20 protein-coding genes are annotated in these 24564 nt (G+C 53.7%); 10 read left to right on the top strand and 10 right to left on the bottom strand.

Going from position 1 to position 24564, the window contains the following annotated elements; all coding sequences use genetic code 11:
- The first annotated feature begins 2 nt into the window (after positions 1–2).
- The gene (locus tag PS2015_RS01520; RefSeq protein ID WP_058020509.1) at positions 3–1529 is read left to right on the top strand and encodes a hypothetical protein; all 1527 of its coding nucleotides are present in this window, start codon (positions 3–5) and stop codon (positions 1527–1529) included.
- On the opposite strand, the gene PS2015_RS01515 is transcribed toward PS2015_RS01520, so the two are convergent.
- From PS2015_RS01515 to glnE, 6 genes are read right to left on the bottom strand one after another with little or no spacing between them, the layout of a single operon-like run.
- Positions 1530–3284 (bottom strand): carbamoyltransferase family protein, encoded by a 1755-nt coding sequence (locus tag PS2015_RS01515; protein ID WP_058023085.1) that lies wholly within the window; start codon positions 3282–3284, stop codon positions 1530–1532.
- 4 nt (positions 3285–3288) lie between these two features.
- Positions 3289–4818 (bottom strand): lipopolysaccharide core heptose(I) kinase RfaP, encoded by a 1530-nt coding sequence (gene rfaP, locus PS2015_RS01510; protein WP_058020508.1) that lies wholly within the window; start codon positions 4816–4818, stop codon positions 3289–3291.
- Positions 4818–5966: a glycosyltransferase family 4 protein gene (locus PS2015_RS01505; protein WP_058020507.1), complete on the bottom strand. Its 1149-nt coding sequence runs from the start codon at positions 5964–5966 to the stop codon at positions 4818–4820. Before PS2015_RS01505 ends, rfaP begins: the two co-directional genes overlap by 1 nt.
- Entirely contained in the window at positions 5963–7039 is a 1077-nt protein-coding gene (gene waaC, locus PS2015_RS01500; protein ID WP_058020506.1) for a lipopolysaccharide heptosyltransferase I, read from the bottom strand. Before waaC ends, PS2015_RS01505 begins: the two co-directional genes overlap by 4 nt.
- Positions 7027–8097, bottom strand: coding sequence for a lipopolysaccharide heptosyltransferase II (gene waaF, locus PS2015_RS01495; RefSeq protein WP_257721207.1), 1071 nt, complete (start codon positions 8095–8097; stop codon positions 7027–7029). Before waaF ends, waaC begins: the two co-directional genes overlap by 13 nt.
- Entirely contained in the window at positions 8094–11063 is a 2970-nt protein-coding gene (glnE, locus tag PS2015_RS01490; RefSeq protein WP_169792254.1) for a bifunctional [glutamate--ammonia ligase]-adenylyl-L-tyrosine phosphorylase/[glutamate--ammonia-ligase] adenylyltransferase, read from the bottom strand. The genes waaF and glnE overlap by 4 nt, the downstream gene beginning before the upstream one ends.
- Positions 11064–11202: 139 nt before the next feature.
- On the opposite strand from glnE, the gene PS2015_RS01485 reads away from it, so the two are divergent.
- Positions 11203–13119 (top strand): ATP-binding cassette domain-containing protein, encoded by a 1917-nt coding sequence (locus PS2015_RS01485; protein WP_058020503.1) that lies wholly within the window; start codon positions 11203–11205, stop codon positions 13117–13119.
- Here the strand turns inward: PS2015_RS01485 and PS2015_RS01480 are convergent.
- From PS2015_RS01480 to PS2015_RS01470, 3 genes are read right to left on the bottom strand one after another with little or no spacing between them, the layout of a single operon-like run.
- A complete protein-coding gene (locus tag PS2015_RS01480) occupies positions 13116–13433 on the bottom strand; it encodes a YbjQ family protein (protein WP_058020502.1) in 318 nt (105 codons plus the stop codon). The genes PS2015_RS01485 and PS2015_RS01480 overlap by 4 nt on opposite strands.
- Entirely contained in the window at positions 13430–13891 is a 462-nt protein-coding gene (locus PS2015_RS01475) for an anti-sigma factor family protein (RefSeq protein WP_058020501.1), read from the bottom strand. Before PS2015_RS01475 ends, PS2015_RS01480 begins: the two co-directional genes overlap by 4 nt.
- Complete coding sequence (locus PS2015_RS01470) at positions 13878–14450, bottom strand: RNA polymerase sigma factor (protein WP_058020500.1); 573 nt, start codon at positions 14448–14450, stop codon at positions 13878–13880. The genes PS2015_RS01475 and PS2015_RS01470 overlap by 14 nt, the downstream gene beginning before the upstream one ends.
- A gap of 150 nt (positions 14451–14600) precedes the next feature.
- On the opposite strand from PS2015_RS01470, the gene PS2015_RS01465 reads away from it, so the two are divergent.
- From PS2015_RS01465 to PS2015_RS01455, 3 genes are all read left to right on the top strand, one after another.
- The gene (locus tag PS2015_RS01465; protein WP_058020499.1) at positions 14601–15506 is read left to right on the top strand and encodes a DUF1295 domain-containing protein; all 906 of its coding nucleotides are present in this window, start codon (positions 14601–14603) and stop codon (positions 15504–15506) included.
- A gap of 196 nt (positions 15507–15702) precedes the next feature.
- A complete protein-coding gene (locus PS2015_RS01460) occupies positions 15703–16266 on the top strand; it encodes a YfiR family protein (RefSeq protein ID WP_058020498.1) in 564 nt (187 codons plus the stop codon).
- A gap of 43 nt (positions 16267–16309) precedes the next feature.
- Positions 16310–17854 carry a methyl-accepting chemotaxis protein gene (locus PS2015_RS01455; RefSeq protein ID WP_156412626.1) on the top strand — a complete coding sequence of 515 codons (1545 nt, stop codon included), beginning with the start codon at positions 16310–16312 and terminating at the stop codon, positions 17852–17854.
- Positions 17855–17899: 45 nt separating this feature from the next.
- On the opposite strand, the gene PS2015_RS01450 is transcribed toward PS2015_RS01455, so the two are convergent.
- Positions 17900–19030, bottom strand: a complete 1131-nt coding sequence (locus tag PS2015_RS01450; protein ID WP_058020496.1) for a 6-bladed beta-propeller — start codon at positions 19028–19030, stop codon at positions 17900–17902.
- Between the two features lie 156 nt (positions 19031–19186).
- On the opposite strand from PS2015_RS01450, the gene PS2015_RS01445 reads away from it, so the two are divergent.
- Genes PS2015_RS01445 through PS2015_RS01425 form a run of 5 tightly spaced genes read left to right on the top strand, consistent with a single transcriptional unit; the run spans position 19187 to position 24523 of the window.
- Positions 19187–20065, top strand: a complete 879-nt coding sequence (locus PS2015_RS01445; RefSeq protein WP_058020495.1) for a branched-chain amino acid ABC transporter permease — start codon at positions 19187–19189, stop codon at positions 20063–20065.
- Positions 20066–20068: 3 nt separating this feature from the next.
- A complete protein-coding gene (locus PS2015_RS01440) occupies positions 20069–21166 on the top strand; it encodes a branched-chain amino acid ABC transporter permease (RefSeq protein WP_058020494.1) in 1098 nt (365 codons plus the stop codon).
- Positions 21163–21933, top strand: coding sequence for an ABC transporter ATP-binding protein (locus PS2015_RS01435; protein WP_058020493.1), 771 nt, complete (start codon positions 21163–21165; stop codon positions 21931–21933). The genes PS2015_RS01440 and PS2015_RS01435 overlap by 4 nt, the downstream gene beginning before the upstream one ends.
- A complete protein-coding gene (locus PS2015_RS01430; RefSeq protein ID WP_058020492.1) occupies positions 21930–22700 on the top strand; it encodes an ABC transporter ATP-binding protein in 771 nt (256 codons plus the stop codon). Before PS2015_RS01435 ends, PS2015_RS01430 begins: the two co-directional genes overlap by 4 nt.
- Positions 22700–24523, top strand: coding sequence for an AMP-dependent synthetase/ligase (locus PS2015_RS01425; RefSeq protein WP_156412624.1), 1824 nt, complete (start codon positions 22700–22702; stop codon positions 24521–24523). The genes PS2015_RS01430 and PS2015_RS01425 overlap by 1 nt, the downstream gene beginning before the upstream one ends.
- Positions 24524–24564: the final 41 nt, after the last annotated feature.

The raw sequence follows: 24564 nt of genomic DNA, 5'->3' as shown, positions 1-24564 counted from the left end.
CCATGACCAGTAACCAGGCTTACATGCAACGCCTGCCCTCCCTTACCATGATCCGCGTGTTCACGGTGCTGATGAGCCTGTTTTTATCCTGGCTGGCAGTGACACTGCATAGCCAACCCAACACCGATGCGTACACTTACATACGTGCGGCCGATATGGCGCTGCAGGCAGGCATTCCTGCGGCCTATGAACATCACCAATGGGCACATCTATCTGTACTGATAGCCCTGCTGACCAAATTGACCGGAATTGATCTGCTGCAGTCGGCCTATGTCATCAGTGCCCTTATGTATGCTTTTCTCAGTCTTTGTTTTGTGAACCTGGTTGCAGCACTGGCACCAACCCGCAGAGTGGTCTGGCTGGCCACCATCGTCATTCTCAGTTATCCGCACATCAATGAATTCCGTTCCTACATAATTCGCGACATTGGCTTTCTGGCATTCATGCTGGCCGCCATGCTGCAACTTTTGCAATACAACCGCAGTTTGTTGATGCGTCATGTCTCACTGTTTATTGTGTTTTGCCTGTCCGCCAGTTTTTTCAGACCAGAAGCCCTGCTATTCATGTTTGTCACACCTGTCAGCCTGCTGATGAACCGCCTTCTTTCAGAGAATAATCGTCGGCGCGGGTTCCTGAGACTGGAATCAACTGCATTGCTGCTCTGCGCGCTGTTGCTGGCACTGGTGGCCTGGCGCGAATCGGGGCTGGTCAGCCAGCTTTTCTCTTTTGCCAGTATTTATCAGCCATTTCTCAGCAACATCAATATTTATTTCTCGGGCAGTGACACTATCAGCAGAGCTGTTTTTGGCGAATACGGAGCGCAGTTCTCTGACCAGTACACCGGACTTTTTTTGCTGACCGGCCTGCTGAGTGTACTGCTGGCGAGCATTATAGAAAGCCTTGGCTGGGTTGCTGGCGGATTTCTGGCCTATGGCCTTTATCGTCGTTACGTCAAAGTAGAACACACGGCCATGAATATTGTGTTGCTCTGGGCCGGTACGGCACTTTTCATTCTGGTCGCTTTTATATTGCTGACTCGTTTTATGACTACCCGTTATACATTGATGCTCGGCACCACCTTGCTTATATTCGTACCCTTTATCATCGACCGAGCCTGGAGCGTTTCCATTGCAAACGGCCGACAGAAACGCTTTGTCGGCATTTTGATTCTGGCTGGTCTATTCGCCTTTATTGATTCACACATCTCATTCGGAGATGATAAAAGTCATCTGGACTCAGCCTTGCAATATATTCAGACCCAAACTCGCCAGGATGCACCGCTGCTTACCAATGAAATCTACCTGGCTTATAGCAGTGGGCGGGTTAATGATTATGAACATATTCACCGCGACATGAATGCTGGGGAATTTATGCAGGCACCAGTGGGTACCATTGTCGCTGTAACCGTGCGGCGCAGCTTTCAATCCCAACTTGAAGCTGAAATACAGCGCGGTGCGCTGCGGCTGATAGAAGTATTTCCTGCCCAACGGGGTGGCGACTTTATGATATTCGAGAAAGAATTACGCTGATTACCAGCCGGCAACTTCCTCGTCGGATTTCTTGGTGACCAGTACATCCTGCATAATCAGGTATTCCAGATCCGAGCCATGAAACATATCCAGCGCGTCGTCTGGCGTACAGATCATGGCCTCGCCCGGCCGATTCAGGGAGGTATTCATCACAATCCCGTATCCGGTTTTTGCCTCTACAGCTTCCAACAAGGCGTGGAAACGGGGGTTACTGGCCTTGCGCACCACATGAGCCCGACAACTGCCATCTTTATAGACCACGGCAGGAAAACGGGACTGCCATTCCGGGTCAACATCAAAGGCAATAGTCATATAATCAGCGGGGTGCTCTGATTGAATCATTTGGCTGGCAAGCGATTCGAGCATGCTGGGAGAAAAGGCGCGCCATTTCTCACGAAACTTAACTTTTTCATTGATCTCTTGCACGCTTCCAGAAATCCTTGGATTACCCAAAATACTTCTGTTACCCAGTGCGCGTGGCCCGAACTCCATGCGCCCCTGAAACCACGCCACCAGGTGCCCCTCTGCCAACAATTCGGCAGCTTTTTCTGCAGGACGTTCCAATATCTGATAAGCCGGATGATCACGATGCGCCTTACACGCTCGAATGCACTGATCGGTGGTAAAGCGCGGCCCCAGGTATGAATGACGTAAACGCCGGACCGGTAAACTTTGAGCTGCGATGGCATAAGCGGCCGCGCCCAGAGCTGTTCCCGCATCTCCTGACACAGGCAGTACAGACAGCTCTTTAACCCAGGGCAGGTCAAGCAGACGCTTATTCAGTTTGACGTTGAAGGCGCCCGTGCCGGCAACCACCAGTCGTCCCGTCTCCTTGATAACATCAGACAAATAATGTGTGACCAGTCCGGTAGCAATTTTTTCATATAATTGCTGCATACCCGCCGCGTAGTGGACGTATGGGTCCTGAAACACATCACCAGCACGACGCGGTCCCAAGGTATCTATAAAGTCCTGACTGTAGGGGTGACCGATACTGCGTCGTTTGTAACGACGCAGACCTACGGTCCGGATCATCTGGGTGTTAATACGAAAATTTTTGCCACTGTAGTCAGCAAGCATGGACAGGTCATATTTCTCGGGATTGCCATAGGTCGCAATACCCATCACTTTGGATTCACCCTCCAGCATGTCATAACCCAGGTAGTCACACATGGCCGAATACATGCCACTGAGAGAATCCGGCTCATAAAATTCCCTGATTTTGTGTATACGCCCGGCCTCGCCGTAAGCAAAAAGCGTTGTTGCGTATTCGCCCCTGAGATCCAGACTCAGTATCGCCGTTTTCTCCTGAAAGCCACTTAGATAATAGGCACTCGCCGCGTGTGCGAGTTGATGCTCAACTGGCACAAAACGGACCTTTTCCCAGGGAATAGCCAGCTCGGACAACATATCTTTTATCCGGCGCACATAACGTCGGTAGCGCCGATTACCATTGAACAGGGCGTCGAGCGCCCGATCAGGTGCGTACCACATACGTCGGGCATAATGCCAGCGGGCCGGACCGAAAATGGAGATGGGTGCAAATGCAATGGCAATCTGGTCAATCTGACGTGGCTTCAGTTTTGCCGATCTCAGGCAATAACGGACTGACTCCAGGGGCATCATTCCCTTGGCGTGTTTGCGCCGCACCAGCCGTTCCTCTTCAACAGCGGCCACCACCTCCCCGTCGATAAACAGGGCGGCGGCCGCATCATGGCCCAGCTCGCCGGACAATCCCAGGGTTATCAATGGCATAATGTCAGCCCAGTAGTTTTCTGATCCGCTGCAGCCCCGGTCTTTCATCAGGCCAATTCGCCAGAAACCGCAGCACATCACGTCGAAAGTATTTTTTAAATCTTGCGTCTGATCTCTCTCGACGCATCGCATCCAGATCCAGCACAGTCAATTGCTGACCATTGTACAAGAAATTACTCGCCTTCATGTCCCCATGAATAATTTGGGCACGCTTTAAGCGCAACAGCATCTCTTTAAAAAGCCTGTCGAATTGCTGCCAGTTAGCAGACGAACTTTCCCCTGACGACTTCAGTAACTGAAGCACATCATTGGCGTTCTCCCACGTTGTTACAAAATAAGCCTCACGGCGCAGCGGCCCCCAGCGGCGCTCTAACAGCAAAACCGGCCGAGGCGTTTTGATGCCTGCACTCTCAAGCCAATGCGCATTTCGCCAGCAATACCAGGCGCGACTGGGGCGAAACAATCGTCTGAGAAGGTACCAGGCGTTCTTTATATTGTAGCGCTTCACAACGCAGTCAAGATGACCAATTGTTACCCTGACGACGGTTGTGGAATCGCCATCTTTGATCATCTGAGCCTGGTCCATGCATCGGTCCGGACTATCAATGAAAGATCTTAGGGCGACTGACTCATCGGTGGAATGATACACAGCCAGGCGATCAAATGTTTGATCGCGAGTGATATCAACACCATCACGATACAAAGTCCTGGCTAGCTGCTCAAGAGCCTTGCTTTGATCACGTTTCAAAATGCGCCGGGCTTTTGCTTGAACCTTAAGCCACTCGCGATGGTATCGGGCCCATGCCTCTCTCCATGACTGCCCGGTGTAATACTTCATAAAACAGGCCAGGTCCGTCTGCGTCAACCCACAATCCATGGCCGAGTAATAAAGGCCCGACAGGTCCTTGATGATCCAACGGCGGGCCAGACGACGACGGATCAGTACTCGATGCAGATCAATTACACTCAGTTCGGGAGAAGTCTGATAATCAACTTTCTTTTCAGCATTGGTGCGCAGCAAAAAATGGCATAAATAGAAATCGCGATGGCAGACTCCATTTTCATGTAGTTGCCTGGCAATCGTTGCGACAGCCCGAATCAGTTGTCGTTTATAGCGCAGCGGCGGTCGTTGTGCATGCCAGTCAGCACAGAATTCCTCCAGGCTGAGCGCCGGGGCGATTTCATCGGTAATCAAAAACGACTCGCGTCGGGCCGGGTTGCGTCCGCGCTCGCCGAAGCCGGCAATGGACATGGTGGGAACACCCAGCCGCTCAAACTGTCTGATTGCCTGCCACTCTGTCCTTGCACTGACTATTGGCAAACGCAGCGAAACAACATTCTTGAGGATCTCAGGCCATCCTACCCCTTTATGGATTTTGATAAAGTAGTGCCTGTTATTCAGCTCAAAGCGCATGGTCCGACGACCTGCGGCCTGACGAAAAACAGCACCCTGCAAATCATCAGTTACAGTGAACACATCTCTTCCGGACCAACTGTCAGCCAGCTCCTGCCGCAACTCGATATGATCTGACATCAGGCCGACCTCAAGCTACGGGCCGTCTGTTCGATGATCATCAGCGCCTGCTCAGCCATACCAAAAAGTTCGACCTTATTGGCATACTGCAGACCATTCTGCCGCCACTTTTCTCTGTCCGAGGATATCAGCATTTCGTGCAACCGTGCGTTCAGATCGCGTTGTGAGAATGGCGATGGAGACACCAGTCCTGCGCCTGCCTGACGGACGTGGTATGCAAACCCACAGGTATCCGTAGTCAATACCGGCAATCCGTTAATGATCGCTTCTAAAATAGTATACCCGGCACTTTCATGATAGGCAGGATGCAGCAACAAATCGCTGCCGGCCAAAAACATCGGCACGTCGTCGCGTCCGCCCAGAAATCTGATCCGTTCGGCCACACCCAGTTTTGCCGCCAGTCGCTTGTAGCGATCCGGCTTGTCCTGACCAACAAGCAGCAGCAAGGCACGTCGCCCAAGCTCATCAGGCAGGGAGGCCAATGCGCGAATCGATCTGTCGACCCCTTTTACCCTGAACCCCGATCCAATCTGCAATATCAACAAACTATGCTCGGCACTCTGTAATTCCGATAACAGCCTCTGCCGTTGTGACTCTCTATGCAGGACAATATCGCCGTCAGGACATCGATCCCTGCTGATCCCGGGAGAAAGCATATGCAGGCGCTCTGTGCACTGCGGGTAATACTGCAGAAAGTCTTGCTGCTGCTGAGGTGACAACAGCAAGACCTGTGTTTTGCTGCCTGGCGCAAAGACAGATCTTTCGTACGCCATAAAATGTCGGTATCTTGGCAGGACTCGACTCAAATACCGCTGTTCAGACTGCATTCGTGCCGCAAAACAGGGGTCCGCCGCAAAATAGATATCCAGTCCGGGCATCTTGCTGAAGCCCATGACTACATCAGGAGGGCTTTTTCTCAGCGCCGACTGTGTCCACTCTGTATACCGCTGATACAGCACATGCCGACTGAGCGCACTAACCGGAACTATATGCACTCGCACGCCGGCGGGGGGCTTGTCTCCCTGCCACTTCAGGCAGTAAACATCTACCTGATGACCAGCAGCGGAGCAGGCATTGATTATCTTCAAAAAGTCACGCTGCTGACCGCCATACGGGAAATAGTGATAAATCAGCATGGCGATATTCACAGCGCGGGCTCCATACTGGCAGACTGCTCCATAAGGCGTGTCAGGTGTCGCATCACTTCAGCAGGCGGGCTGCTTCGATAGCAGGGGGGTTCAACCCGGAACTCGCCATCGAGCGCTGTGGAGTCAGACAACAACTGTCCTTTGTAATGGCACTCACGCTTCAGACAAGGTGCGCACGGCAGATCTGACTTCAGGTGGAGCTGGTTATGTCCGAATGTCCCAGTCAATGCCGTGTCAGTGGCACCGTAAATAGAAACAGTCGGGCAATTAAACGCGGCAGCCAGATGCCCTAGTCCCGTATCAACCGCGACAACTCCGGCGCAGCCAGCGATCTGGGCAGCGAGCTCACTGAGCCCCGCCCTCTCTAATACCCGGACATGCGGCTGATGCTCTGCGATCGCCAGTGCCCGCTCCTGTTCAGCCAGATTCCCCCAGGGCAAATCAACCCTGAAATCATGTTCCCCTGCCAGCCTGGCCAGCTCGCGCCAGTATGGCAAAGGCCAGTGTTTACTGGACCACGTCGTTCCGTGCAGAAACATCAATGCCGGACTGCTGTCATCAGTTTCCCGTTTAGCGGGTCTGATGCCATAGTCAATTGACTCAGCGTCAAAATTGTAACCCAAAGCGGCAGCAAACAGCTGCCTGACGCGCCAGACCGCATGCATGGATTTTGGAACCGTGATGGTCCTGTTATAAAAAAGACAGCTGACCTTTTCCTTGATGCTTTTTCTATCGAGACCAACGCGCGGTCCGCGACCTTGCCAACTGATCAGAGCACTTTTTATCAGACCCTGAGCGTCGATAATAAGGTCATATTTTTCAGACTTCAGATCTGAACGAAAACGCCGGAACTCATCAGCGAACAGACTGCCTGAACCTTCCCTGCGCCAGCGTCTGATGGAAACCGGAATGACCCGACCAACTGACGGATGCAATGCCGGTATTTCAACAAACGCTTCTTCAACTACCCAATCTGCCTGCAACCCCGGAATTGCCTGACACGCGTCTGTCAACGCTGGCAATGTATGAATTACATCGCCCAGTGAGGATGTTTTTACAATCAGGATACGCACAGCGCGGACTCTCCTGCCAGCACAGGGTTCTGCAGTTCTGCCAGCGCATCCAGAACACGTCGCGGTGCCAGTTCGGTAAGACATTTCTTATGCTGCAATGGACACTCCCGCTTGAAACAGGGACGACACTTAATGTCTGTATACAACATCACCACTCTGTCTGACAGAGGTGGCGTAAATTTGGGTGACGTGGAACCATATAGTGCAACCAGAGGCCGATGCAGTGCCGCCGCGACATGCATCAATCCTGAGTCGTTACTGACTACCGCACCGGCAACCGACAGCAGGTCTATGGCCTGTGCCAGCGTTGTCCTGCCGGCCAGATCAAAACAGTGCGGCGCATTTACCTGGGATGCTATTTTGCCGGTTATTGCCTGATCTTTGGCAGAACCCAGCAATACAACCTGCCAGCCTGCCTCAATCCGGTTTTTTGCCACCGTTGCATAGTGCCCGGTCGGCCACCGCTTGGCATCACCAAATTCAGCAGCCGGACACAGCATCAGTATAGGCGTTTCATCCTTCAGTCCAAATAATTCAAGCGCATGCTGACTGTCGGCAGGACTCACCGTTAATTGCGGAACAGGGATAGGATCCGGCAACTCCTCCGGTAAACGGCTGGTGGCTGGCAAGGCCAGCGCCACAAACCGCTGAACCATTAATGGCAGAGCCGTCTTGTCCAGCCGACGGCTGTCATTGAGAATCCAGCCCCGCATTTCGCCGCGCCATCCGGTCCTTTGCGGAATATCAGCAAACCAGGGCACAATCGCCGACTTAAACGAATTGGGAAGTACGATGACCTGGTCATACCTGTTGGCACTCAGATTACGACCAAACTGTCGTCGTTCCTGCAAACGCAACTGACCATGATCGAAAGGCAGCTCGATAGCATTTTCCAATTGCGGCATTCTGCTCAGTAGTGGCATGCTCCAGGCCGGTGCCAGCACGTCTATTCTGGCTTGCGGCTGCTGTTGCTTCAGCACCATAAACAGGGACTGCGCCATCACCATGTCGCCGATCCATGACGGGCCAACAATCAGGATGCGCTGTACTTGTGTCACTCTGACACCCCGCTCGGCCCCAATACCTGATCCCATAAAACAGAAACTGCCTTGCGTGCGCCGCATAGCGGAGCCAATACCTCTTCACACTGTTCCGGACTCAGTAGATTTTCATCACTATGCTGCAAGGCAAATTCATGCAAGGTGGAACGCAGTGCAAGGTAGGCTTCTGTCAGCTCAGCGATTTTATCGGCGGGTAATAATTCACAATCTCGCGCGGCCTCAAGGATTCGTACATTGTCCGAGTATCGCGTCAGCTCCTGACAGTCTCCGGATCTGGATAACACCAGATACTGAACCATAAATTCTATATCAACGATTCCGCCGACGCCCTGTTTAATGGCAAATGCCGGTTGCGAAGACTTCCTGCCTGCTTTACGAGTCAGCTCCTCCCGCATGCGGCGGCGCATGTTCCGGACATCTTCCGTGAGTTTGTCGAGCGGACGAGGCAACTGGAGTATGTTCGTACGTATCTCGTCAAAAGCCTGTGCCATCACCTGTGACCCGGCAACAGCACGTGACCGGACGAGCGCCTGGTGCTCCCAGGTCCATGCCTGCTCACGCTGATACTTGTCAAATGCCACCAGCGTTGTCACCAGCAACCCGGACTCGCCGGATGGGCGCAGACGCATATCCACTTCATACAGTTTTCCGGACATAGTATGAGTGCCCAGCATACTGATGACCCTTTGAGCCAGGCGTGTATAAAACTCGCGGCTATTTATCGATCTCTGGCCCTCAACAACCTGAGTATCATGTTCCAGTGAGCCATCGTGGATGAACACAACATCCAGGTCAGACAAATAGCTGAGCTCTATACCCCCGAGCTTGCCATAGGCCACGACCACAAAGTCCATTTCGCCGTGCTGCCCCTGACTGTTTACCGGAAAGCCATGCTTACGGGTCAGATGCTGCCAGCACAGTCCCAATACCTGCTCCAGAATGGCTTCAGCAGTAAAGGTCAGGTAATCGCTGACTTTCATGACAGTCATGGATCCGGTGATCTGGGCGGCTGCGACCTGAAGGGTGTGACATTGCTTAAAATAGCGCAGATACTCCATCTGCTCTTCAAAACTGTCTTCATGTATACGCAGCAGTCCCTGCGCCAATTCCTCTTCCAGAACAGCTTTGTCAGGCGGCTGCCGCATCACTGACAGCATCTCATCCAGCAGCACCGGATGTTTACTCAGAAAGTCGGCAACAAAAGGGCTTGCAGTGCACAGCTGCACAAACTGTCGCATGGCCGGCGGGTTCTCTGACAGCAACACCAGATAGGCAGTACGACGTGCGACAGCCTCAACCAGCTTCATCACCCTTTCCAACCCCAGGCTGGGCGTTTTTTCCTGCTGCAAAGTTGCCAGCAACAGAGGCATAAAACGGGCGAAGCGCTGGCGACTTTCAGCCGGCAGAGTCTGAAAAACGCGTGCCCGACGGAACTCTTTCAATCGCTGCCAACTGCTTTCCGGGTTTTCAAACCCGTAGCGCTGCAAAACATCAACAGCATCGCAATCGCTCAGGTCTTCATGCCAGAGCGAATTCAACTGCTGGTCGTCAACATCATGCCTGACGGCATCGTCATCTTCTTCGATATGAATCACGTCGCTGAAGTGCTCGCGCACAATTTGTCTGTGCTGGTCCAGAATATCCTGCAATCTATCCCAACTGGCGCTTTTTGCATCCGGTATAGCCATGGCGACAGCAACTCTAAGCCTTTCCATTTCACTACCCGGAAGCGCCTGGGTCTGCTTGTTGGCATAAGCCTGCAGCTTGTGCTCAAGGTCGCGGAGAAAATTGTAGGCGTTACGTAAAGCCTGAATAGTCTCTGCGGGCAGGTAGTCTCCCTGTTGCAGCGCATCCATCGCCTTGTATAAAGATTCCTGTTGTAGACGCTTGTCCCTTCCACCATGCACCATTTGCAGGGTCTGGACGATGAATTCAACTTCACGGATCCCTCCGGCACCCAGTTTTATATCCTGGTTCATGCCCTTTTTCCGCACTTGCTTGTTGATCTGCAGCTTCATTGCCCGTAGAGATTCAAATGCCGAAAAATCCAGGTAGCGACGAAAACTGAAGGGACGCAGGCGGGCGATCAGCTCAGCACCCGCCTTGACGTCACCAGCAACTGCCCGCGCTTTGATCATGGCATATCGTTCCCAGTCCCGACCCTGTGACTGGTAGTAATTTTCCATGGCATCAAAACTGCAGACCAGTACACCTTCGCTGCCAAATGGACGCAGACGCATATCCACCCGGAATACAAATCCGTCTGCTGTCACTGCGTCAATAACATCAATGAACTGCTGCCCCAGTTTCAGAAAAAATTGCTGACAACTGACGCCTTTATCGGTCTCACCGCTTTCCGGATAGACAAACATCAAATCGATATCGGATGACAGGTTAAGCTCACCGGCACCCAGCTTGCCCATGCCAAGCACAACCATTTGCTGCGGCTGACCAGAGCGACTGCCTATTGGCTCACCACTATCAGTCACGGCCTGCCTGTGCAGCAGATCAAGACTCACATCCAGCGCCGCTTCTGCCAGAGCCGAGACGTCAGCGGCTGTTTCGCGCACAGAAGCCTGTCGGGTCACATCTCGCCAGACAAGCCGCAGCATCTCCTGCTGATGGAACAGACGCAGTACAGATTTCATATGCTCGACTGTCAGCACTGGCTCGTCGCCTGCGGCTGCCGAAAATATCTCCCGCAACCGTGATTTGTAATCAGCCTCAATTGACCGAAACAGACGCCCGGAGTCCAGCAACTCCACCAGTATTGACGGGCGACTGATACACAGATTGGCGGCGTAGTCGCTGGCTGCCCAGACCTGAGTCAGTTGACGTACCAGCTCCGGTTGCGATTCCAGCCTGGCACGCAGATCTTCGGGCAGATCGTTTTCCTGTAACCGCTGCCAATATCGTTCGATGACGGTTTTTAGTGCTTCGGGCAAGTGCTCAGTAGTTAACACAGCAATCCTTGATTCTTGGGGACGGGACAATGTCTTGACTGTCTTCTGTTATCCGTTAAGTTTATACTGCAACGCCTCAAATACAAGCCGGAGTGCAGACTGCACAAGGGCATCGGTCATCAGCAGGAACCCGCACCGTATGTTGTTATTCAGACTCAACCATCTTTCTCTGGCCTTCGGTGATCAGCCTCTGCTGGATCAGGTCAACCTGACCATCCACAAGGGCGAGCGCATCGGCATTCTGGGCCAGAACGGAGCGGGAAAGTCGACCTTCATGAAGGTACTGCTGGGGCAGATTCAGGCGGACTCTGGTGAGTTATGGCGTGCCGACGGTATCAAAGTCGCTTATCTGGACCAGAAGCTGCCCGATCGTGACGAGCAGACTCTGTATGATTATATCGCGGGTGGCATAGAAGGTCTGGGAGAGCTGCTCAAAAATTACCATCACCTGACGCGATCAGAATCCAGCGATTTCAGTGATGCGCGGGTGCTCGAGCAAATGGCATCATTGCAAAAGCAGATTGAACAACTCGATGGCTGGTCGGTTGAGCATCGTATTGAAGCCATGCTGGATGTCCTGCAACTGCCGGCCGAGGCAAAAATGCAGACTCTGTCTGGCGGCAGCCGTCGGCGTGCCGCACTGGGACGGGCGCTGATTTCAGAGCCCGATCTGTTGATGCTGGATGAACCGACTAACCATCTGGACATCCCGACCATCGAATGGCTGGAAAAAATCCTCACCGATTTTAATGGTGCCATTCTGGTCATCACCCACGACCGGCAATTTCTGCAGTCAATCAGCAACCGGATCATCGAACTGGACAGAGGGCGCGTGCGTAGCTGGGACTACGGATACGAACGCTTTCTGGTATTCCGTGAAGAACAATTAGCCGCAGAAGAGAAGGCTAATGCAGAATTCGACAAGAAGCTGGCCGAAGAAGAACGCTGGATACGCCAGGGCATCAAGGCTCGCCGCACCCGCAACGAAGGCCGGGTGCGGGCACTCAAAAAAATGCGCGAGGAGCGTGGACAGCGTCGCGAGCTGAGCGGCGCTGCCAAACTGGCACTGGAACAGGCTGACAGTTCGGGCAAGATAGTTATCGAGGCCAAACATCTCTGCCATCGTTTCGCAGACCAACTGATTCTGGATAATTTCTCGACCAAAGTACTGCGCGGCGACCGCGTCGGACTGATCGGCGCCAATGGCAGTGGCAAAACCACGCTGTTGCGGATACTGCTGGGTGAGTTGCAAGCAGACAGCGGCACGGTCAAGCTGGGGACCAACCTGGAAATTCTATACTTTGACCAGCTTCGGAATCAGTTGGATCAGAACCAGAATATTATTGACTATCTCGCTGAGGGCCGCGAGTTCATCGACATAAATGGCAAGCAGCGCCATGTCATCAGCTATCTGCAGGACTTTCTGTTTCCGCCCAAGCGCGTGCGACAGCCGGTCAAGTCACTGTCTGGCGGCGAACAGAACCGTTTGATACTGGCCAAACTTTTCAGCAAACCCGCCAATCTGGTGGTACTGGACGAACCAACCAATGACCTGGACATGGAAACCCTGGAGCTGCTGGAAGAGCTGCTACTGGAGTTTTCAGGCACGCTGCTGGTCGTCAGCCACGACCGTAAATTCCTGGACAACGTGGTCACCAGCAGCATCGTTTTTGAAGCACCGGGAGTTGTTAAAGAATATGTTGGCGGCTATCAGGATTGGCTGAACCAGGGCGGCCACATGCTGTCCTTTCTCAGCGAAGCCGAAACAAAGCGCAAGGACAAAGCCGGCAAGACCAAAGCTGCTCCTGCCATTCAACCAATCGCGCCTGCCAAAACGACACAAAAGATTGACCGGAAAAAACAGAAGGAACTGGATCAGGTCACCCGCCGCATAGAAAAGACTGAAGCCAGCATCAAAGAGGTTGAGGCACGAATAGCGGAGCCTGGCTTTTACGACCTGCCACAAAGCGAGGTCCAGACTTATCTGGACAGGCTCTCAGCACTGCAGGCAGAACTGGAGAGCCTGTTTGAACAGTGGGAAGCCCTTGAGAGCTAGTCTTGCAATACCACTGCGGTGCCATAAACCAGGATTTCTGCAGCACCGGTCATTATATAGCTGGTCGAGAATCGCACTCCAACAATAGCGTCAGCACCCAACTGGCGCGCCTCCTCTCGCATCCGGTCAAGAGACTGTTCACGAGACTCCGCCATCATTTTGGTGTAATCCTCAATTTCCCCGCCAACCAACATCTTGAGAGCCGCAAGAATGTCACGACCGACATGACGCGCACGAATGGTATTACCCCGCACAATACCTATAGTGGACTTGATGGACTGACCGGGAATCTCATCAGACGTTGTGAGCATCATCGTTGTATATCCTTGTAACGTTCGTTTTTGTGTAAAAAAATCTTTTCCCGAATCACTGACACCAGCAGGATCACAAGACCAAGCGCCAGGCTGACACCACCAATGCGCACCCAGATTGGTATGCTGCTGTCGGACAGCCATTCCTGGCTCATCTCCCACAGTCCAAAAGCTGTCAGCACTATCGCTCCCACGGAGAACAGAATCCAGCCCAGCCCCCTTTCCAGGCGCCGGTATACCCCCTGCCAATAGGAATCCCACAGAGCCGGCGGCGGCTGTTTCAATGTTGTTTTCATTGTTAATCCTCTCAATTGTTTCAGACGTCCATATTCCTCGCGTAACGCCGGATCTGCCTGTATCCAGCGTTGAATCTCTTCTTGCTGCGTCGGCGTTGTCTCACCGTCCAGCTCGGCCATCATCCATTGATGAATAGTCTGTTGATTGATGTCAGAGGTGCTCATAAGCACTTTCCTCCAGCAGATGTCTGAGTTTTTGCCGCGCTGAAAATAGCCGGGACATCACTGTACCTGCAGGTATCCCGAGCATCTGCGCAATATCCTTATAGGCAAAATCGTGAATCTCACGCAGACAGATGATCTCTCTGTCGGCCAGTTCTAGTTGCGACAGTGCAGCAGAGACCTGACGTGTAAGCTCTGAAGACCTGATTGCCGAGTCGGGTAGCTCTGACAACGAGCACTCTCTCAACTCCAACCAGTCCTCCAATGCGTCACCCGATGTTTCCCTGCGCCGCCGGCGGGCGCGCCATGCGTTAAATGCCAGATTCCGCAGAATCGTATAAAACCAGGGATAAAACGGTTGCTGCGAGTCATACCGATGCAAGTTACGCCACACACTGACAAAGGCTTCCTGAGAAATATCCAGGGCGTCCTCTGTGTTGCCCAGCAGCGACAATGCCTGAAAATACGCCGGTCGCATCAACTTTGTCACAAGTTCAGCAAATGCCGCACGATCTCCGGACCGACACTGGCTGATCAGTTGTGCCGGGATATCCTGCTCCACTCATCTGGCTCCAAATTTACTGTTGTCATCAAATACTACACCGCAGGGCGGACTTTATTCGCGGACGATGTGTTAAATTTGTTATAAACAAAACTGTCTGGCATGAATCGACGTAATAACACCAAACTTGCTGGATTACGGGGAAACATCATGGCTGAAGAACAAAACAATAAACCAAAGCACGCTAAATTCATGATTGCAATTTTGGTAGCAACGGTGGTCTCCCTGCTGGTTGCTGCCGCAGGCAGTGCCGGGGGTGCACGCACACAGATCGCCGGAATCACTCTACCCGTGCTGATGTTCTGTGTACTGCTGTCCTTTGCCATCAACTGGCTGATGTTCCTGCCCTCCTTCCTGGCACAGACCGAACATTATTTTGACCTGACCGGCAGCCTGACCTTTATTACTGTCGCGCTGAGCGCTCTGCTGCTGACCGCTGACCTGGATGCCCGCTCGGTCCTGCTGGCGTCACTGATCTGCCTGTGGGCGCTGCGCCTGGGCAGTTTTCTATTCCTGCGTGTCAAAAAAGACGGCTCAGACGGTCGTTTCGACCCCATTAAACCTGTTTTTTCAAGATTTCTGCTAACCTGGACCCTGCAGGCCTTGTGGGTGTTTGTCACCAGTGCCGCCGCTCTGACGGCCATTACCGGGGGCATCCGAATCCCGTTAGGTATGCTCGCCTGGACAGGGTTGATCTTGTGGGTCATTGGCATGCTTATTGAGATGACTGCGGATACTCAAAAACGGCGCTTCCGCGCCAACCCTGACAACAAAGGCAAATTTATTGCATCCGGACTGTGGGCGTGGTCAAGGCACCCGAATTATTTTGGCGAGATTCTGCTCTGGATCGGTATAGCGCTGATTGCCCTGCCGGTATTAAGTGGCTGGCAGTATGTCACGCTGATTTCGCCTGTGTTTGTCGTATTGCTGCTGACGCGGATCAGTGGCATACCCATGCTTGAAGCACGTGCGGACAAGCGTTGGGGCAATGACTCTGGCTACCTGAGCTACAAAGAGAAAACCTCCATTCTTGTGCCCCTGCCGCCTAAAGCATAAGGCATTTCGCAGCGAAGCGAAGTCTTCCGGGATCCTTCGCTGCGCGCACTGCGCAACTGAGCGACTACAAATCTGGTAATCCAATCCTGACAAAAATGTAAAAAACTTCTTAAGATATTTCTGTACCTGCCGTTTTAAGTTAATGGGTCATAGTCACCCCCACAACTTTAAACGTACTAAGAGCTATATAAATATCATGAAACCAACCTATCGATTTATATCCCTGCTGCGGCTGATCACACTCGTCACGGCAACTTCTCTCGCCACCTCCGTTTCTCATGCACAGTCAGGCCCCATTACCCGCTCAGACGTCGGCAGCGAAGCGGTCGCACGATTTTTGATGAACTTTGGACGCTTTATAGACTGGCCAGCTGGCTCCGTTACCAGCAGCGAGTTTCAGGTCTGCGTATTAGGCGATGACCACCTGGGTCGGTCACTGGACCAGAATGTCAACGGAAAAAAGGCCGGCGACAAGAGCATGATCGCCAATCGTATACCCGCATCTGATCTGGGTGCGGCCGCCAATTGCCAGATCGTCTGGGTCAGTGCCAGCGAATCAAACCGGATCGGTGAGATAACATCTGCGCTGGAAGGAAAATCTGTACTGACTGTCAGCGAAGTTGACCAGTTCCTGGAAAGCGGCGGCATGATAGGACTGTCCGAAGACCGCGGCAGTCGCGTATCCATCCGTATGAATAAAAGCCTGATCGAAGGGGCTGGGCTCAACATTCGTGAGCAACTGATGCGCGCCATTCAATAAGGCAGTTTCCCGGCAGACGCCCGCAGAGGCGGAGGATAGCAACGTGATAAATTTTAACATGAGCCTGAAAATGAAGGTGCTGACCGGCGTCACATTGACCAGTGCGCTGGCAGTTGTCGTGTCCGCAGCGATATTTGTTGCAATGGAGCTGAGAAGACTGGACCGGACCATTGATACTCAGGCTCTGACTACGGCCCGTCTTATCGGGGCCAACACAACCGGCGCTCTGGCTTTTTTTGATGATGTCTCGGCAGCCGACACTCTGGCAACCCTGGCGAGTAACCGCAGCATTCTGGCCGCAGCGCTGTTTGATGAGTCAGGCGCTCCGTTTACTCAGTACACATCATCCAGCCCTGGTGGAGAGCTGCCCCAGCGCCCCGGCACCCGGGATGTGGTCAGGATTGAAGACCGGGGATACGCCGAAGTATTCGAGCCTATCACCATGGATGGCGATGTAGTTGGAACGATTTACCTGCGCATAAGTCTGGAGGAGCGCAATCAGGTAGTCAGCACCTACTTCTGGTCCTTCATCATGATAGGTCTGGGTGTAACGGCCATGGCGCTGGGCATTTCGTTGCTGATACAGCGCTCTATCGTCGCGCCCGTCAATCAGGTGGTTCAGGCGCTGCGTGACATGGCTGAAGGGGACGGCGACCTGACGCAGCGAATTAACGTAAACAGCAAGGACGAAGTCGGGGAGCTCGCTCACTGGTTTAACATCTTCGCAGCACGCATTCAAAATGTGGTAGGACACTTCAAGACCACCGCAGAGCAGCTAACGGTGTCAGCCAGCACGCTCTCCGATACCGTCTCCCAAACCTCAGCTGGTGCCTTGCGGCAACAGAGCGAGCTGGAGCATGTTGCCAAAGCCATGTCAGAAATGGCCAATACTGTAGAAGAGGTAGCACGCAACGTCGGAACGGCTGCCAATGATGCTCAGAAAGCTGACCGGGAGTCCAGCAATGGTGCGCAGGTGGTCAACCAGACCATGACGTCGATTAACGCCCTGGCATCAGACATAGACATGGCCTCCGATGTGATCAGCAATCTGCAGCTGGAATCTGACAATATCGGCTCAGTTCTGGACGTCATTCGCGGCATTGCCGAACAGACCAACCTGCTGGCATTGAACGCTGCTATTGAGGCCGCCAGAGCCGGAGAGCAGGGTCGAGGGTTCGCGGTTGTTGCCGACGAAGTGCGCACGCTTGCCAGTCGCACCCAGTCGTCAACCGAAGAAATCCAGAACATGATTCACAAGTTGCAGTCCGGCGCCAACGAAGCTGTAAAAGTGATGGTCAAAGGGCGTGATCAGGCGGCTTCGAGTGTGAAACATGCAAGTCAGGCGGGAGAGTCTCTCAAGGCGATCACGAAGGCTGTGTCTGTTATCAAGGATATGAGCAACCAGATTGCCAGTGCATCAGAGGAGCAGTCCGCAGTCAGTATTGAAATTGAGCGCAACATCAACAACATTTCAGATGTCGCGAACGAGACTGCACGAGGCTCCAGGGAAATCAGCGCTGGAGCCAGCGAGCTGGCCAGACTTGCAACTGAACTGGAAGGATTGGTTACACAATTCAAGTGTGCGTGAACCACAGGGGACTGAATCAGTCCCCTTTTTTTTCTGCAGAAAATCTTATTCCATCAGCGCCGGAACATACTGGGGCTTTATCAGATGCCGGGGATCTGCATCCGGTCGCGGCACCAGCTTCTGAGGCCGCGCATACTGATTGTCCGTGCCATACAGATTGCCATGCCGGTCTACTGCAAATGAATGCATTTCCAGCCACGCTGTTGGTCCTTCGCCCGGCAGCAACCATGTATAAACATGATTGCCCTGGTGATCAAACTGCAGAATCTTGGGCGGGCGAATGTCAGTGACCCAGACATAGTCCTGGCTGACAATAATATCGAGGGGGAAATTCGGCCCCAGCCAACGTTCAACAAATTCGAAGCGGGGAGCCTCTCCGCGGCGACCGGCGTTGGCATGTTGGAAAACCTGAATGTTCATGGCGTCGCGATCAACCACGTAGACCTTGTTGTCCGGCCCCAGTGCGATACCGTGCACCGACAGGAATTGACCCGGCGCCTCGCCACGAGAGCCGAATTCCCCCACATATTGCCCATCAGAATCAAGAATCACCACTCGCGCGTTTTCCAGACCATCCGCCACCAGCACATGACCATCCGGCAAAAACGTCACATCCTGAGGTTTGCCAAAACGGGTCCGGTCACTACCGGAAACATTCTTTTCCCCCAGCATCCGAATCAGTTGCTGACCATCCTGAGAAAAAATATAAATCACATGGCCGGTTTCCTCGATGACCCAGACGCGACGCTCCGGATCATACGGGCTGACGCGAAGCCGATGCGGGCCCGGGCCGTCAGTACCCTTCCACAGGTGATCCCACTGATTCCAGACTTCCTGAACCTCGCCCTGGCTGTTCATAACGTAAAGCAGGTTTTGCCAGGTGCGGCCGCGCCCCTGAATGACATTCCAGCCCATCGAGCCTGGAAAGTTTGTGTACTCCGGCGGAACCGGGTTCGGCAGCTCAGTTTCGCCCCGCTGTACTATCAGAATGCGATCATCCGACTCAATGTGAATTCCGGAATTGCCGCCCCAGGTATATCCCGGGTCGGCAAAGTTTTTCGCCCAGCTTTCAACAATGTCATAAGGCATCGGACCGGTCGGTTGCAAAGTCTGCGAAAACGCTGAACACGACCACATGGAGACGGTTATTACCAGTGAATACAGGGCCTGTCGCATTGTTGAATCCTCTTTGGTTATTGTCATTTTATTCAGCTAAACGGCCTTTATCAGCGAAGAGAGTATCAGTAAGCGGGTTTTTAGACCAATTACACTTGAATAAGATTTGGATTTAAGTTTAGTGTTACGGGAACAACAACAACGGATTAGCACTTGATGGATTTACTCCAGTTACTGATCAGCGGCATTGCCAATGGCTGCATTTACGGGCTGCTGGCCCTGGGTTTTGTACTGATCTATAAAGCGTCGGAGGCAGTCAATTTCGCCCAGGGCGACATGTTGATGCTAGGCGCCTTTCTGGGTATCACCTTTATCAATACCGATTATATGGACCTGCCATTCTTGCTGGGATTGACGGGCGCCGCCATTGTACTGGGCATATTCGGCTACCTGCTGGACCGTCTGGTGCTGCGCGGTATCTTTGGCCAACCGCAGTTTGCCATGGTAATCCTGACCATAGCGCTGGGCTTTTTGATGCGCTTTGTGGCCGGTGTCATCTGGGGCCACGACCCCGTTTCCTTACAGTCCCCCTTCGCCGGTCGCACGCTGTCATTTGGTGGTCTGGTCATCTCCATGATCGACGCCGTCATCATTTTTGCCACTGTGCTGCTGACCACCGCACTATATTTCTTTTTTGCCCGTACCCGCCTTGGCGTGGCCATGCAGGCCAGCAGCCAGAATCAGATGGCGGCCTACTACATGGGCATTCCAGTCAAACGCATCAACGCCATTGTGTGGGGGCTTTCCGGCGTGGTTGCCGCCATAGCCGGTGTGTTGTTTGCCGCCAAAGGCGCGGTTGAACCATCGGCCGGTCTGATCTTTGGTATCAAAGCATTTGCTGCGGCGGTAATAGGTGGTCTGGGGTCTCTGCCCGGCGCGCTGGCCGGCGGTTTGCTGGTTGGCATTGTGGAGCCCTTTGCCGGGCGATACCTGCCCTCTGGCCTGGGACCTGTGGCACCGTATGTGCTGATGCTGCTGGTGCTGATAATGCGACCGGGCGGCTTGTTTGCCCAGATCAGTCAGAAGAAGGTGTAAGCCATGCGCGTCATTTTCAAAAGCAGTTACGACGATGACATCAATCTGTTTGAGGATCGGCGGCATTTGATAAAGTACGCCATACTGCTGGTCATCGCCCTGGTCATACCCTGGATAGTCAACAGCTATTATGTCGGCGAACTGACTTCGGTAGTGATCTGGGCACTAGCCGGTCTCGGACTGATGCTGATTGCCGGTCACACCGGACAGGTCAGTCTGGGACATGCCGCCTTCATGGCCATCGGCGCTTTTTCCCACTTGGCTCTGATGATGCGCGGCTGGCACTTTGTGCCCGCACTGATAGCCAGCGGACTGCTGACCGGATTGGCCGGCGCGCTGATCGCCCGGCCTCTGGGGCGCATGAGCGGCATATATCTGGCCATTGCAACGCTCGCGCTCAGCATCATCATTGAAGACATTGCCATCGTGGCGGAGCCGATTACCGGCGGCGTTGCCGGACTTTTTGCCCCCGCAATAGATTTCTTTGGTTATCAGATAGACCGCTATGGAACGCCTGTCGCCTTCTACTATTTATGCCTGAGCGTGCTGGTTCTGGTCACGCTGGCCTATGCCAATCTGCTGCGCTCAGCCACCGGGCGCTCCTTCCTCGCCATTCGCGACAGTGAAGTCTCGGCAAGGGCGCTGGGCGTCAATGTCGCACGCGCAAAAACCATCGCCTTTGCGCTGTCATGTGCGATCACCGGTCTGGCCGGCGCCCTGTACGCCCACCTGGCGCAGGCGGTGAATTACGAAAGTTTCCTGGTGCTGATTTCCATTACCTTGCTGCTGCAGGTGGTCATTGGTGGACTCGGTTCAGTACATGGCGCGTTTTTTGGTGCCTTTGTGGTGGTGTTATTACCGCAAACCATTTCAATAACGCGCGAATTCATCAACAGCAGCACACCCTTCAGCCTGGCCGCCTATCCGGGTATGGACACGGCCCTGTTTGCCCTGATTATTCTGCTGATGATCATCTATGAACCGCGCGGATTGTATGGCCTCTGGATTCGGCTGCGCACCTGGCTGGAACTGTTTCCGCTGTACCGCAAAGGTATGTTCCGCCGCACACGGACGTATCTGAAGACGGAGCGCATGCGATGAGTCTGCTGCAGGTCGAGTCCTTGTCCATTGCGTTCGGCGGCGTCAAGGCGGTCGACAATATCAGCTTCACGGTGGAGCCCGGCGAAGTATTCACCATTGTCGGCCCCAACGGCGCCGGCAAATCAACCATATTCAATTTGATCAGCCGGCTGTATGAGCCGTCCGGCGGCCGCATTGTGTTTGATGGGCGGGATATCACACGGCTGCCAGCCCACGATATCGCCGGCCTTGGCATTGCACGTACATTCCAGAATATTGAGCTGTTCGATCATTCATCGGTGTTGCAAAACCTGCTGATTGGTCGTCATGCCCGGCGCACAACCAGCTGGCATGAAGACCTGTTATTCCTCCCCAAGGTTCGACGAGCGGAACGCGAGCACCGGCGCATTGTTGAGGAGGTCATCGACTTTCTGGAGCTGGCCGCCTACCGTGACAAGCTGATCGCCGGCCTGCCCTACGGTGTGCGCAAACTGGTTGAGATTGCCCGGGCACTGTCTTCCGAACCCCGCCTCATTCTGCTCGATGAGCCGGCCTCGGGTTTGAGTGTGGAAGAAACCCAGGACATGGCCTGGTGGATAGAAGATATGCAAAAGGACCTGGGCCTGACGGTATTGATGGTTGAGCATGATATGAGTCTGGTGTCGCGGGTGTCTGACCGGGTGCTGGCCGTCGCTGAAGGCCGGCCGCTGGCTCTGGGACGCCCGGATGAAGTGCAGGCGGACCCCAAAGTCATCGAGGCCTATCTGGGCCAGCAGGAGGCGCCATGAGCAACATTCTGGATGTGCGCAACCTGGAAACTTTTTATGGGCCGGTGATGGCCCTGCGTGGCGTGTCAATTGAAGTACCCGAGGGACAGATTGTCACTATTCTCGGAGCCAACGGCGCTGGTAAGACAACCCTGATGAAAACGGTCTCCGGCGCACTGGCACCACAAAAAGGTGTCATCTATTTTCAGGGTGAACGCATCGACGGGCACGAACCGGACAGTCTGGTTACCCGAGGACTGGCGCACGTGCCCGAAGGTCGCGAAGTGTTCCCCTTTCTGAGCGTTGCCGAAAATCTTGCCATGGGCGCCTTCACCCGTCGCGACAAGGCCGAAGTTGCACGCGACACCGAGATGGTGTACGACTACTTTCCGGTATTAAAAGAACGTCGCGACCAGACCGCCGGTACCTTGTCCGGTGGCCAGCAGCAGATGCTCTCGATTGGCCGCGGCCTGATGTCCCGGCCCTCGCTGATGTTGCTTGACGAGCCCTCTCTCGGCCTGTCTCCCCTGCTGGTGCAGGAGATATTCGCCATCATCCGCCGACTTAACAAGGAGCAGGGCGTGACCATCCTGCTGGTTGAGCAAAACGCACAGGTCGCCCTGCAGTGTGCAGATTACGGTTATGTGCTGGAAATTGGCCGCATTATGATGGCCGGGCCAACCGACAAGCTGCTCGACTCCGATGACATACGCGAATTTTACCTGGGCCACGGTAGCGCCGCAGACCGTGGGGGCAAACGCTGGAAAAGAAAGAAGACCTGGCGCTGATGAATATGACCGACTCTACCATCACTGACTCTACCATTATTGACGGCTGCGATACCGTTGTTAAACTCTGGCGCACGCAGTGCCTGGCTCGTGGCAACCGTGTTGCCCACCGCGAAAAAGATCTGGGCATCTGGCAGAGCCACAGCTGGCAGGATTATTATCAGCGTGCCCGGGGCATTGGTGTAGCCTTGTTGTCGCTAGGCCTGCAGCGCGGTCAGGTAGCCTCTATTCTCAGTGAAGACAACAAGGAGTGGCTGTACTGCGACCTGGGTATTTGCGGCGCTGGTGGCATCAGCAATGGCATCTACACCACAGACAGCGCCGAGCAGCTGGCCTATCTGATTAACGATAGCGAATCCGTGTTTCTGTTTGTTGAGAACGACGAACAACTGGATAAATACCTGACCATACGTGACCGGGTACCGTCGCTGAAAAAAGTCATCGTGTTTGAACGCAAGGGCCTGCGCGATTTTAATGACCCCATGGTGATGTTTCTGGATGAACTTTACCAACTGGGGGACACATCTGACGCAGACGATATCTTCAGCGCCGCCATCGAACTCTCTCAGCCCGACGATGTGCGGATGCTCATTTACACATCAGGGACAACTGGCGCCCCCAAAGGCGCCATGATCACGCATCGAAACGTCATGTTCCAGTTGCACGCCCTGCAGGACATGCTGGATGTCACGCCGCAGGACGAGCAACTGTGTTTTCTGCCGCTGTGTCACATCCTGGAGCGGCTGATCTCGGTCGAGATTCCCATTCACAAGGGCAGCACCGTCAACTTCGCAGAAAGCCCGGAAACCGTGTTTGATAACCTGCGCGAAGTGTCACCGCACACGTTTACCGCCGTGCCAAGACTCTGGGAAAAAATGTACAGCAGCCTGAGCAACCGGCGCAGCGATGCGACCGCCTTTGGCCGCTGGGCATTTGATCGTGCCGTCGCTGCGGGCCATGCCTTCAAAGCCACTGACACACCGTCTCTGCTGACCCGCCTGCAGTTTCATATCTGGAATCTGCTGGTTCTGCGCAATGTTCGCGACATGATTGGCATGGCCAATATACGCCGCGCCACAACCGGCGCAGCCCCCATTTCACCCGATCTTATCCGCTGGTTTCAGGCCATCGGGGTGCCACTGTACGAAGGTTACGGCATGACCGAAAGCTCCGGTGTCATCTCCCTGAACACACACCAGCGCCAGCAGATTGGCACAGTCGGCCATGCCATTCCCGGTACCGATATAAAAATTTCCGACGCCGGAGAAATCTGCATTCGTGGCGGCAATGTCTTTGCCGGCTACTGGCGCAAACCTGAAAAAACGGCGGAGGATATTCGCGACGGCTGGCTGCACACCGGTGACACCGGTCGCCTTGTAGATGGCATGCTGGTCATCACCGGGCGCATCAAGGACATCATCATCACCGCGGGTGGCAAAAATATTACACCGGCAGAAATCGAAAGCCGGCTTAAGTTTTCCCAATACATTTCCGATGCCGTGGTGATTGGTGATAAACGCAAGTATCTGACCTGTCTGATCATGATTGACCAGGAGAACGTCGAAAAATTTGCGCAGGACAATCAGGTTGCGTTTTCGGACTTCACCTCGCTGTGTCGCACTGATGATGTGATTGCCCTGATCGACAGCGTCATCCGCGAAACCAATCAGGCCTTTGCCCAGGTCGAACAGATTAAATACTTCAGACTGATTGATGTATTGCTGACAGCCGAGGATGAAGAGCTAACGGCAACCATGAAACTGAAACGATCATTGGTGGAAAAGAAACACAATGATCTGATCGACTCAATGTATCAGGATTAGCAGTATCAGAACTAAATAAAGCGCGGCAACGACCGCAGGAG

The organism is Pseudohongiella spirulinae (assembly GCF_001444425.1).
Lineage (GTDB): Bacteria > Pseudomonadota > Gammaproteobacteria > Pseudomonadales > Pseudohongiellaceae > Pseudohongiella > Pseudohongiella spirulinae.
The sequence above is the reverse complement of the archived record's forward strand: the minus strand, read 5'-3'. Positions and strand labels throughout refer to the sequence as shown.